This is a genomic window from Janthinobacterium sp. B9-8 (assembly GCF_000969645.2).
Classification (GTDB): domain Bacteria; phylum Pseudomonadota; class Gammaproteobacteria; order Burkholderiales; family Chitinibacteraceae; genus Iodobacter.
Map to the genome: position 1 here is coordinate 1568386 of NZ_CP014222.1, position 12087 is coordinate 1580472.

Consider the following 12087-nt stretch of genomic DNA (forward strand, 5'->3'; position numbering starts at 1 on the left):
ACGTGACAGTAATAAGCCCGCTATTCACAGGCCTGCGGTTCAAACTAAGGAAATTAAAACGACAAGGTAACGGAGCCGTACCAAATATAGGGGTCGGCATTCATCCCTTCGGGTTGATGCAGGGGCGAGGCCGCGCTTAAATCAAACTGCGCTTTTTTCCATTGCCCACGTAAGCCTAAAGCTGTGCCTGCCAATTTATGCCCAATCAGCATTGCATCACTTGGTCCCCATACCCGGCCATAATCCAAGCCCCAATAGGCTTGTAAACCCAAGCCTTCAGGCATAGGCAGCGAGGTGCTTAATTCATTACGCAAGTAATAGCCGTTTTCTGCCATCAGCACGGTGTCCCCATCAAACCCGCGCACATTACTACGCCCGCCAATGGCGATTTGCTCATTTGATAGCGTGGTATTTGGGGTAGATTGCCCGTGCAAATTAAAATTGTATTGCACCGCTTGGGGCCCAATTTGGAAAGGTGCAGCCACGCCAAAATCCAGCGTGGTAATGCTTGGGCGCAGTGTTAAACCATTGTCCATTTCTGCTGGATAATCATCCTCTGCATCGTACCAAGCACGGCCACTTTTATAGTTCAAGCCCAAATCAAAACTGGCAGAACCCACAAGCTGGCGATAATTGATGCCAAACTCTTGCTGGGTAGTGCGGCGGCGCTGCACCAGCAACTCCACATCATCTAAATAACTATTCGAGCGGCGCGAGCTCAGTGCCGTCGAAACAGAAAACCGTGCCGAGCTGCTACGCAGTAGCTGATATTGCCAGCGCAAATCAGCGCTTTCGCTTTCACCGCTGGATAAAAAGCGTGCTGTTGTACCCGCCACCCATTGTGCGAATTTGCTACTGCTGTATGTGCTGGAAAAAGTATGGTTGCCCCAGGGAATGCTGTAGCTTGCCGAAACAGACTGGCTTTGATGATCGCTATCTGGATTTTCAGCATTCGTATTGAACGACAGATTTAAAATATCATTCAGCCCCAGCGCATTATCAAAAGCCAAATAACTGGATAGCTGTGTGCGGCCTAATGATGGCGAGCCACTATTATCCAACGTGATGCCCCCACGCAAACGCTGCAATAAATCACCACTTTGGCGGTCGATAAAAACCACGCTGGTATCCGGCTCTGTGCCTGGCTCTAGGCGAGTTACAACATGCTGGCTAGGCAGGCGGTTCATTTGCTCTACGCCTTGCTCCAAATCATGCACATTCAGCACATCCCCTGCACTCATCACGGGCCAGCTTGGAAAGGCATTCGCCCAAGTGCCCCAGCGTAAATCGTCCTTTCCTCCATCTTGCATCCGCACCCCAGCGACTCGCCCCAGATGCAATTGCAAATTCAGCTCGCCACTTCCCATATTTTGGGGCGGAACCACCACACGGGATGTAGCCAAACCAAGGCGCAGTAACTCTGCATCAGCCGCTGCAGCAATATGGCTCAATCCCCGCACACCCGCGCATTGCCCAAGATAATGTGTAAAAACCTGCTGATTTAAAGACTGTAATAGCCAAGAAGGAAGCGCTGCCTGAGTAGACGGCGCCAATACATTTATTTTATTGAGTGCAAAGCAAGGCTGCTCAATGGGCAGCGCCGTAGAGATTTGCGGTAAATCTGCGGGCTTTAATGTGGCCGCTAAAGGAGCAAGCGCCTGATTTAAATCCCGGGCCCTATCCTCTTGCCTGCGCAAGCTATCTTGAACACGGGGCTCAGGATGAGACTGAAACGGCTCATTAGCAAAAACAAAAGGGGAAAGAAAGCAAAGCGAAAAACGTAGAGCACGAGTAGCAATTGGCATAATAGGCACGATGAGAAGTCTATTTTTTAAGGCCATTCAATGACTTAAAAAAAGTTAAACACCTGTTTAACAGAAAATAATAATACTCTCACCTTGCATAAGCAGTAAACATTACATCGCACTTAGATGACATAAAAACAACAAGAGCATGAACTTATCAGCCCTTACACCACACTTTGCCTCATCACAAAAGTGCTATGTTTTTAAAAGAAATTTTTCTCATTACTGCGAAAAAATAGGTTCAGACAGAATAGGAGCCTATTCGGGCATAAACAATTACTTATAATGAATAACACCTAGTTACAAACAAAATGATTGTATTTTTAAAAAGAAAGTCCTTAATGCCCGGCAATGTCAGTCATTTGGAGAATAAAGAATGAAAAACCGTATTTTGACAGCGCTTACCCTGGGCCTGTTACTTAGCGCTTGCGGTCAGAGCCGTGAAGAAGAGTTAAAAGAGCAACATAGCAAAGGGGCCGAGCTGGTTGAAGATAAAGCGGCCATGGCAAAAGGCCTTGGTGATGCGCTCCAAAAGGACGGCAAAGATGCCGCACGAAGCATTACCCAAGGCGTAGGCGGTGTAATGAAGGGAATGGCGCAAGGTGTTGATTCCGTAGAGGCCGACTTCAAAATTCAATTGAGCGAAAGTGCAAAAAGCAAGCAATTAAAAGCAGAACGCGCAGTACTACAAGAAAAAAATGCCGATGGCCAAAAAGGCTTAAAGGTTTATGTGCTAAGTGAGCAGGCATTTAATGGCAAATTGCAATTACGTGCACTGGATGAAAAAGGCAATGAAATCGGTCGCAGTCAAAAAGTTGAACAGACACTTGCAGCTGATGACGCTAACTATATTGATTTTCGCTTTGACGCCGCAACGCCGCTTAGCCGCGTGGCCCAGTTTGTTATTTATTCGACACAATAACTGTCTAAATAATTATTTTTAAAGGGGGCCTGCACCGCTAAGAGTAAGTAAAGGCGCGGCTTGGCAAGCTGATCCTTACTGACTTGGTGCGTTTTTCCAAATAGCAGCCGATACTCATTCACCATCACAAACCTAGCCGCTCCAACAACATGTCAATGCCCTTCGTGGGAGCAACTTTAACGGTGAAAGCTGCTCATTAAAAACACGCTCTAGGCTGGGCAAGCTGCAGCTAAGTACTTGCTACCGTTCAAATTTAGTAAAAAAACACACCTGCTCTTTGTTATGATTTGAATCACTGGCGCTTATTTTTAGCTAATACCAATCCTCCCTTTATCTCTGGCAAGCAAGCTTGGCTTGTATTTAAAAAAATCGCTTAGCTGCTTTTATCAACCACAAAAAAAACGATACATGGCATCACATTGCGATGAGCGGCCTGTTTTTTAAGTTTTACGCTCTGATTTTAGGTAAAACTGAGCAAAACTTCACTTTTCTACTCCAATTATCTCTAATACCAAAGAACTTTTGGCCAATAAGAAACAATTTGATTGCTGTTTTGTTTTAAGCTGAAATAGCTCCTGCCACGCAAACATTGGCAACCAAGGGGCACGAAATGAAATATGCACGATTAGTAAAATACATTGTATTTAGCTTATTCATCACAAGCTTTACACACGCTAGCTTGCTTGAAATAAAACATACTGAAGAATTTAACAAAATGAATCCAGTGCTACAAAATGGCGATCATTTTATTGAGTTTTCACAACAACGCCTTCCATTTCTTAAAAAAGAAAAAACCACCAAAATAGCAAATTGGCAACAATTAAGGGCAATAGATACGGCACTCAATGCCACTACACCCAAATTCAGCAATCCAAATATAAGCAGGCAGCATGGCTCTGTTCCAGAACCGGAAACTTATATCTTAATCAGCCTTGGCATTATTACTTTAATTAGCAAAGGTTTACATAGAACGAAATAACTCACCTTTAAATAACCCATAAAAAAAACGCCCAATTGGGCGTTTTTTATTTAACAGAACAAATCATTGAGCTATTTACAGAGGGTAAAAGTGCTGAATTGCCAGCAAAGCTAATATGGCATATGCCGCAGCAAGGATATCGTCAATCATCACGCCTATGCCGCCAGGCACCCGCAAATCAAACCAGCAAATGGGCCAAGGCTTTAAGATATCAAAGAAACGGAACATTGCAAACGCCAGCCCCCAGCCAACAGCGCTCACCGGTACAAAGAGCAGCACCAGCCACATTGCCACAATCTCATCGATCACAATACCGCCATAATCGTGCACGCCCAGCGTTTTACCTGTTACTTCACTCGCCCAGCAGCCGATCACAAACACAGGCAGACAAAGCCACGCAATCGCTAAAGGAGAAAGCCATTGCATTAAAATGGCGTAAATCGGCAAGGCTGCGAGCGTACCAAACGTGCCAGGTGCTTTTTTAGCTAAACCACTACCAAAACCAAAAGCAATAAAATGCGCAGGATGAACAAATAAGAAACGCCATGTCGGGCGCACTAAGGGGGCTTGTTTATGACTCATAGGCGAAATGATCAAATCCATGAAAAGTAATGGGTAAAGGCTGCTTATTAGCATCAAGTAATTGCACAGTATGGCCGTGAATTATTTTGCCAACGCAAGTAAGCCCTAAATTGAGCTCGGCCCCTAGGGAAATAATCGCCTTATGCTGATCGGGTGAAGCCGTGAAACACAACTCGTAATCATCCCCCCCCGCAAGAAACGCCTCTTGCCGCAGCGCTTCGGGCAAGACATTAAGATCCTCAGCAAAAGGCACAGCATCTAGCCACACTTCAGCACCACACGCTGATTGCTCACAAATATGCCGCAAATCAGCCAATAGGCCATCAGAGATATCCAGCGCGGCGCTGGCTATGCCACGTAAACGCTGGCCTAGCGCAATACGGGGAGTGGGTAGATCCAGACGCAGATCGCAGCGCTTAGCAAGCTCGTCTACCAGCTTAATACGCCCAGTACGATGCATCACCGCCGCTGCGGCCGCCCCCAATGAGCCTGACACCCAGATTTCATCCCCGTGCCTTGCACCACTTCTGAGCAGGGCTTGCCCACGAGGCAAGCTGCCCGCTACCTGAATGGCAATCGTCAGCGGGCCACGGGTCGTATCGCCGCCAATCAGGGAGATATCATACTCATCGGCCATAGCCAATAAGCCCTGACTAAATGCAGCCAACCAAGGCTCGTCGATTTTAGGCAGCGCCAGCGATAGCGTAAACCAGCTAGGCGTTGCCCCCATAGCGGCAAGATCAGACAAATTAACGGCCAGCACTTTGCGCCCCAAGCGTTCGGGATCGGCATCAGGGAAAAAATGCCTTCCCTCAACCAACATATCGGCAGAAATCGCCAGCTGATGACCAGTGCCAACTGACACCAAGGCCGCATCATCCCCTACGCCTAAATCGGCATTTTTGGCGGGACGCTTGAAATAATGAGCAATCAGATCGAATTCGTTCAAAGCGTTTTCAAATCCACAAGATAGATAAGGCGCAATACAGAGCGTGTATTTTCAAAATTGTAAGCAAAAAAAGACGGGCTAGGCCCGTCTTTTTATCAAACTAAACCTCTATTAACCATGACGTTTAGCGCGTCCTGCACTGACTTCTTCGCTACGCACCAGCGCCGCTAATTTATCCAGCACGCCATTAACAAATTTATGGCCATCCAAGCCGCCAAAGGTTTTGGCCAACTCAATCGCTTCATTGATAATCACCGGGTATGGAGTTTCTGGCATAGAGATAATTTCATAGGCAGCCACACACAATACTGATGCTTCTACCATGCTGACTTCATCCATAGGACGGTCAACGTGAGGCGCAATGGCATCTTGCAAGGATTTCATATCCTTAATTGCGCCAAACAGGATGGAACGGAATAGTTTTTCGTCAGCGCGGGCAAAGCTGGTATTGCTTTCACGCAAGAAGGCTTCAATATTGCCGACATTATCACCAGCCAACAGCCATTGATAAATCCCTTGCACGGCAAATTCGCGTGAGCGGCGACGGGCTGATTTTGGTTTTGCTACTTCTTCGGTCATGCTTGTAATGCCTTTAATAAATTCGCTGTTTCTACGGCGACACGCGCTGCATCTGTGCCTTTTTCGAGCACACGCACTTCTGCTTGTTCGTCGTTTTCAGTGGTTAATATGGCGTTTGCCACAACAATACCGTAATCGAGTCCAATACGGCTTACACCGGCGCCTGATTCATTGGCAACCAGCTCAAAATGATAGGTTTCGCCTCGAATCACTGCGCCCAAAGCAATCAGTGCATCAAAGCGATCTGATTCGGCCATCGCAGCCAAAACCAGAGGGATTTCCAAAGCGCCCGGCACGGTGGTGATCAGCATATCTTGCTCAGCCACGCCCAGTGTTTTCAGTTCTGCAACGCAAGCATCGCGTAAACCTTCGCAAACCGGTGTATTAAAGCGGCTCATTACAATGCCGATCCGTAATCCATTGCCAGCAAGATTAGGTGCAATAAAAGGAATATTTGCAGCGACGCTCATTATTTTTTTCCTTGAGATAGTTCAAAGCCAGTAATTTCCAAACCAAAGCCCGTCATGCTAGGGATACGGCGCTCCGGCGACAATAGGCGCATTTTACCCACACCTAAGTCTTTTAGCATTTGTGCACCAATACCATAGGTGCGCAAATCCCATTTCTTATTTTCATTTAAGCCTAATTCCGGCAAGGCGCGAGCCAATAAATCATTACCATCTTCAGAGCGGTGCAAGAGCACCATCACGCCACAGCCCGCTTTGGCAATCGCCTCCAAAGAGGACTTCACATCCCACGAGTGCCCAGTCTGACCTAAATCCATCCAATCAATCACCGATAAAGGCTCGTGCACACGCACCAGTGTTTCGGTGTCAGCGCTTGGCTTGCCCTTAATGAGTGCCAAATGACTGGCAGACGTGAGCTTATCGCGATAAACCGCCAGCTCAAATTCACCGGCAAACGTGGTAATTGTGCGGCGACCAGCGCACTCCACAAGGGTCTCGGTACGGCTGCGATAATGAATCAGGTCGGCGATAGTACCAATTTTTAGCTGATGCTGTTCAGCAAATACTAAAAGTTCAGGCAAACGGGCCATTGTACCGTCGTCATTCATGATCTCGCAGATCACGCTGGCAGGCGTTACACCGGCCAGCGCGGCCAGATCACAGCCCGCTTCGGTATGCCCTGCTCTAACCAATACCCCGCCTGGCTGCGCCATAATCGGAAACACATGCCCTGGCTGCACAATATCGCTGGCTTTAGAATCAAAAGCGATGGCTTTTTTAATAGTTAAAGCGCGATCATGCGCAGAAATGCCGGTCGTAACCCCTTCAGCCGCTTCAATCGAGGCGGTAAAGTTAGTTCCGAAACTCGATCCATTGGCGCGAACCATAGGCGCTAGGCCTAAATGAGCACAGCGCTCGGCATTGAGCGTCAGACAAATCAAGCCGCGTCCATGCTTGGCCATAAAGTTAATCGCTTCTGGTGTCACAAAGTCTGCGGCCAGCACCAGATCGCCTTCGTTTTCTCTATCTTCTTCGTCAACCAGTACCACCATGCGCCCGGCGCGTAATTCTTCAATAATTTCTTGGACTGGGGAGATATTGACGCTCATAGCCGCACCTTTAAGATCACTAAACTTCAGAGAAGTAACTCAGCCTTACCCGTTGCTGCGTCTTTTCTAGCCATCTCAACGCTATTCAACGGGCAGTAAGCCGCCATTGTCCCAGATCGGCAGGGGATAAACCATAAGCAAGCCATTTTTCTCAAGTGTAAAAATACGTCTACTGTATAAATTCAGCATTCAAAAGATATGCCAATCGGGCAAGACGCTTTCTTTCAACTGACTGCTCTGCTATCCTCGCGTCCTAGTTTTACTCTATTGCACTTATTAAAACGATGGATTCACGAGTTATTTAATTCATTCCATTCGCTATTTATAAAAACAAGCCAAACGATTGGAATAATGATTCAATTTCAGATTGCCAAATGGGCAGCATGGGCGCCTAGCCTGGATGAGCAAGCATCATGGCTAAGCTGGCTAAAGGCTCCGGATTTTCATTTCGAAGATGGAACCCCCAGCTTAAGCGAAATGCCGGTCATGCTGCGCCGCCGGGTTGGCCGCTTAGGCAAAATGGCCTTGCAAGTGGCTTATTGGGCCAGCGATGAAGTGGCGCATTGCCCTGTTATTTTTGCTTCCCGCTATGGCGATATTGCGCAATCAGTAGTACAACTCAATCAATTAGCACAAAGTAATACCGTTTCTCCGACTGCGTTTAGTATGTCGGTGCATAACGCTATTTCTGCCTTATTTTCAATTGCCCGCAAAGAGACGGCCAGCTATACCGCGATTGCCGCAGGCCAAGAAACAGTAGAGGCCGCATTCACCGAAGCCTTGGCGCTCCTGGCCGATGGCGCGGCCAGCGTGCTACTGGTTTATTACGACGAGCCCTTGCCGTCGCCTCACCATATTTTTATCGACAGCCCTAGCTTCCCCCACGCCTTTGCCTGCCAGTTGGTTAAATCAGAGCAAGGAATCAGCCTGAGCAGCAAAGTGAGTGAGCAAAACCACGCGAGAGACGATCTACCGAATAGCATCGCAGCACTGCGTTTTTTACTTTCCGATCGCCCCAAATATCAGCATACCGTGGGCGCGCGAACTTGGGTCTGGCAGAGAAATGCTTAAGGCACTGGAAAGAAGCTGGCGGATTTTTGCGACTGCACTCGCTTTTTCAGCGTTTGGCCTTGGTGGCTTGGCGCTGGGCTTGGTTTTCTTTCCTCTCTTGCATTTATTCGTGGGCTGTAGCACACAAAAAACGCGCCTTGCTCGCTTAACGGTTCATTACGCTTTTAAGTTTTTTATTGAATTAATGCGTGTACTGGGCATTTTGCGCTACAGCATTCGAGGCATTGAAAAACTGCAGCGCCCCGGGCGATTGATTCTGGCCAATCACCCCACTTTAATCGACGTGGTATTTTTAATTTCACTCGTTAGAAACGCCGATTGCGTGGTTAAAGCAGGCTTGACCCAAAACCCCTTTACCCGCGGCCCCATTAAAGGCACGGCTTATATTTGTAATAATTCTGGCTCGCAGCTCATCGACGACTGCATTGCTTCTGTGCACGCTGGTAATGATTTGATTATTTTTCCTGAAGGCACGCGCACCGCCACAGATGGCACAATGAAGCTACAGCGAGGCGCTGCCAATATTGCCTTACGCGGCTTGTGTGATATCACCCCCATTACCATACGCTGCCAGCCACTCAGCCTCACCAAGGGTTTGCCTTGGTGGAAAGTGCCCGTCAGCCGTATGATTTTTACGCTGGAGATTGGGGACGATATTGCTGTTGCTCCCTTTTTAGAGCAGGCAGGAGGCGAAACAGCCCTTGCCGCTCGTCAGCTCACTCAATATTTGCATGACTATTTTTTACCGGAGAACACCGCCCATGTTGGCGCTTGAACAAGAAATTAAACAACTGATTATCTCTGCCCTCAACCTTGAAGACCTCAGCCCAGATGATATCGATGCGAGTGCACCGCTATTTGTCGATGGCCTTGGCTTGGATTCGATTGATGCCTTAGAGCTGGGCTTAGCGCTACAAAAAAGTTATGGTGTGAGCCTGTCTGCCGATTCAAGTGAAACCCGCGCGCATTTTGCCAGCGTGCAAGCATTAGCAGCCTTTGTTTCATCGGCACGCAGCAGCTAACAAGCGCCCCAACCCGTCTTTGTTAGCGCCAACCGTAGTAACTAACAAGTACATGTGTAGCAAGGAATACCTCATGACCAAGCAAGAAACGTTCGAACGTCTTAGTGCTATTTTGCAAGAAACTTTTGATACCGAAGCCAGCAAAATCACCCCTGAAGCACGCCTGTACGAAGATTTAGATATCGACAGCATCGATGCGGTTGATCTGATCGTCAAACTTAAGCCCATAGCTGGTAAACGCTTACATCCCGATGCGTTTAAAGCCGTGCGTACCTTGCAAGATGTCGTCGATGCACTCTATGAGCTGATGCAAGAAAAATCTGCAGCCTAAAATGCGTGGCCTCATTTTAGGAATCATTACCCTCGCTTACCCTGTGCTGATTTACTTTGGTCTGGGCCATTTCGAGCCCAAATGGCTGGCGCTATTACTGGTCACCATGGCTTTGACTCGTGCCTTGCTCACAAGCGAAAGAATCTGGCTAATTGCCGCTGCAGGCGCTGCCTTGCTGGCTGCGGCAAGCTTTATGAGCAATCAGATCTTGCCGCTCAAGCTTTACCCTGTTTTGGTGAATGCGGTGCTTTGCGCAGCCTTTGCCCTGACACTCGCCTACCCGCCCAGCGCCATTGAGCGTCTGGCCCGATTACGCGAGCCTGATCTACCCGCCAGCGGCGTGCGCTATACGCGCCGAGTGACGCAAGTTTGGTGTGGTTTTTTTATTTTTAACGGCTGCGCGGCCTTCATCACCGCGTTTTGGTCGGACGCGGCCTGGGCTCTGTACAACGGATTGATCGCCTATATTTTGATGGGTACGCTCTTTCTGGGGGAATGGATCGTCAGGCAGCGAGTTAGAGCGGCTTATGACTGAGTTTATTTCCCTGGATCGCCTGTTGCGTACCGGCAGAGCATCTACCTATCCTGTCGCAAAAAACGCAGCGCATATCATTGATTACGCCTGCTTCAGCGAAGAAGTCGCCCGTTGGCATCAAGCCTTTAGTCAGCACAGCGGCACACGCTTTGCGCTGCATTTTAACGATAGCGCCACCTTTGCAGCGGCGCTATTAGGCGCTTGGCATGCCGGTAAATGTGTTTACCTGCCTAGCGATGCCCTGCCCGCTACTTTACAAAAACTACAAGCAGCGGTGGATGGCTTTGCCGGTGATGTGCCTGCCGTGCTCTCGCCCATCTCTGCCGCTACCGCTCAAGCAACAGACAAGCAAACGCTTGATCTCAATGCGGTGGTGCTGGTGGTGTATACCTCGGGCAGTAGCGGCGAGCCATGCGCTATTCCTAAAAAATTATCTCAGCTTGTCAGCGAGGTAGCCGCGCTTGAAGCCTGCTTTGGCAAGCAATGCACTGGGGCAAGCGTGCTGGCGACGGTCTCGCATCAGCATATTTACGGCCTCTTATTTCGCATTCTATGGCCGCTATCAGCCGGGCGCGTGTTTGATACGGCGAGGCTAGCTTTCCCTGAAGATATTGCCGCAGCACTGAGCGCCTGCTCGCCCGCCCCCGCCATCCTGATTGCCAGCCCGGCCCATTTAAAGCGCCTGCCGGAGCAACTCAATTGGCAAGCTCAATCTTTACTCGCAGTATTTTCTTCGGGCGGGCCTTTGCCCGTTGAGGCCCTGCCTGCTTGCCGTACCTTGCTAGGCAGCGCGCCGATTGAAGTCTATGGCAGCTCGGAAACCGGCGGCATTGCATGGCGGCAGCGCCAGCAAGACCATCAAACTGCATGGAAAACACTCCCCGGCATTGCCATCCGTGTAGAAGACGACATCCTCCATTTGCGCTCACCCCATCTAAGCGATGACGCATGGCAAGCCAGCAGCGATCGCGTATCACTTACCCCCAATGGCTTTGAGTTACTCGGGCGCAGCGATCGCATTATTAAAATTGAAGAAAAACGAGTTTCGCTTAACGCCATGGAGCAGGCGCTGCTGGCCACACAGCTTCTTAATGAAGTGCGCATTCTTGCCCTGCCCGGCTCACCGCGTTCTCTTGGCATAACGACCCTGCCCAGTTCGCGGCTTTCTCTTGGGGTGCTCGCCTGCCCCAATGAAGCAGGCTGGCGCTTAGTGGACGAGCAAGGCAAGCGGGCACTGAATCAGGCCTTACGTGATGCCTTGGCAGATTCAACCGATGCCAGTGCCTTACCGCGCCGCTTTCGCTATATCTGGGCTATGCCCAGCAATGCACAGAGCAAGACCACCCACGCCGCGCTGCTCGCCCTGTTCGACCCACGCCACCCCGAAGCGCGCCTGATCAAGCGCAGCAAAGATGCCGCGCAACTAACGATTGATGTCAGCGCCAGCTCGCCCTTCTTTGACGGGCATTTTACGAGTGCACCTATCTTGCCTGGCGTGGCACAGGTGGATTGGGCTCTCTGCTTAGCGCGTGAGCTCTTTGAGCTGCCTGCGCAATTTTTACGTATGGAAGTGCTGAAGTTTCAGCAGGTCATTCTTCCAAATAGCCAAATTCAGCTGGAACTTAAAACCCTCAATAAAGGCGAAGAGGCCACGCTGACATTTAAATTTGTATCCGCCGTGGGCACGCATGCCAGCGGGCGCATTGTATTGGGCGGCCCCCTATGAGGGCCGACCT

The 12087-nt window shown here is 49.3% G+C and carries 14 protein-coding genes; 8 read left to right on the top strand and 6 right to left on the bottom strand.

The features are described from left to right. Positions 1-53: 53 nt before the first annotated feature. Positions 54-1805: a ShlB/FhaC/HecB family hemolysin secretion/activation protein gene (locus VN23_RS07055; protein WP_082752903.1), complete on the bottom strand. Its 1752-nt coding sequence runs from the start codon at positions 1803-1805 to the stop codon at positions 54-56. Positions 1806-2181: 376 nt separating this feature from the next. Here VN23_RS07055 and VN23_RS07060 point away from each other — a divergent pair, with 376 nt between their 5' ends. Beyond that, positions 2182-2727: a hypothetical protein gene (locus VN23_RS07060; protein ID WP_046353040.1), complete on the top strand. Its 546-nt coding sequence runs from the start codon at positions 2182-2184 to the stop codon at positions 2725-2727. A 610-nt stretch (positions 2728-3337) separates the two neighbouring features. Further along, positions 3338-3706, top strand: a complete 369-nt coding sequence (locus VN23_RS07065; protein WP_046353039.1) for a hypothetical protein — start codon at positions 3338-3340, stop codon at positions 3704-3706. Positions 3707-3781: 75 nt separating this feature from the next. Here the strand turns inward: VN23_RS07065 and VN23_RS07070 are convergent, their stop codons facing one another. From VN23_RS07070 to ribBA, 5 genes are all read right to left on the bottom strand, one after another. Further along, positions 3782-4288 (bottom strand): phosphatidylglycerophosphatase A family protein, encoded by a 507-nt coding sequence (locus VN23_RS07070; RefSeq protein ID WP_046353127.1) that lies wholly within the window; start codon positions 4286-4288, stop codon positions 3782-3784. Next, a complete protein-coding gene (gene thiL, locus VN23_RS07075; protein ID WP_046353038.1) occupies positions 4278-5237 on the bottom strand; it encodes a thiamine-phosphate kinase in 960 nt (319 codons plus the stop codon). The genes VN23_RS07070 and thiL overlap by 11 nt, the downstream gene beginning before the upstream one ends. 111 nt (positions 5238-5348) lie before the next feature. Beyond that, positions 5349-5816 carry a transcription antitermination factor NusB gene (gene nusB, locus VN23_RS07080; protein ID WP_046353037.1) on the bottom strand — a complete coding sequence of 156 codons (468 nt, stop codon included), beginning with the start codon at positions 5814-5816 and terminating at the stop codon, positions 5349-5351. Continuing rightward, on the bottom strand, positions 5813-6286 hold the full coding sequence (gene ribH, locus VN23_RS07085) for a 6,7-dimethyl-8-ribityllumazine synthase (RefSeq protein ID WP_046353036.1): 474 nt from the start codon (positions 6284-6286) through the stop codon (positions 5813-5815). Before ribH ends, nusB begins: the two co-directional genes overlap by 4 nt. Continuing rightward, positions 6286-7392: a bifunctional 3,4-dihydroxy-2-butanone-4-phosphate synthase/GTP cyclohydrolase II gene (ribBA, locus tag VN23_RS07090; protein ID WP_046353035.1), complete on the bottom strand. Its 1107-nt coding sequence runs from the start codon at positions 7390-7392 to the stop codon at positions 6286-6288. The genes ribH and ribBA overlap by 1 nt, the downstream gene beginning before the upstream one ends. 351 nt (positions 7393-7743) lie before the next feature. On the opposite strand from ribBA, the gene VN23_RS07095 reads away from it, so the two are divergent. From VN23_RS07095 to VN23_RS07120, 6 genes are all read left to right on the top strand, one after another. After that, positions 7744-8463, top strand: a complete 720-nt coding sequence (locus VN23_RS07095; protein WP_046353034.1) for a beta-ketoacyl synthase chain length factor — start codon at positions 7744-7746, stop codon at positions 8461-8463. After that, on the top strand, positions 8456-9238 hold the full coding sequence (locus tag VN23_RS07100; protein ID WP_046353033.1) for a lysophospholipid acyltransferase family protein: 783 nt from the start codon (positions 8456-8458) through the stop codon (positions 9236-9238). The genes VN23_RS07095 and VN23_RS07100 overlap by 8 nt, the downstream gene beginning before the upstream one ends. After that, on the top strand, positions 9225-9485 hold the full coding sequence (locus VN23_RS07105) for a phosphopantetheine-binding protein (protein WP_046353032.1): 261 nt from the start codon (positions 9225-9227) through the stop codon (positions 9483-9485). The genes VN23_RS07100 and VN23_RS07105 overlap by 14 nt, the downstream gene beginning before the upstream one ends. Positions 9486-9558: 73 nt before the next feature. Further along, positions 9559-9816, top strand: coding sequence for an acyl carrier protein (locus VN23_RS07110; protein WP_046353031.1), 258 nt, complete (start codon positions 9559-9561; stop codon positions 9814-9816). Position 9817: 1 nt separating this feature from the next. Then, the gene (locus VN23_RS07115; protein WP_046353030.1) at positions 9818-10351 is read left to right on the top strand and encodes a membrane protein; all 534 of its coding nucleotides are present in this window, start codon (positions 9818-9820) and stop codon (positions 10349-10351) included. Then, entirely contained in the window at positions 10344-12077 is a 1734-nt protein-coding gene (locus tag VN23_RS07120) for an AMP-binding protein (protein WP_046353029.1), read from the top strand. Before VN23_RS07115 ends, VN23_RS07120 begins: the two co-directional genes overlap by 8 nt. Positions 12078-12087 lie beyond the last annotated feature (10 nt).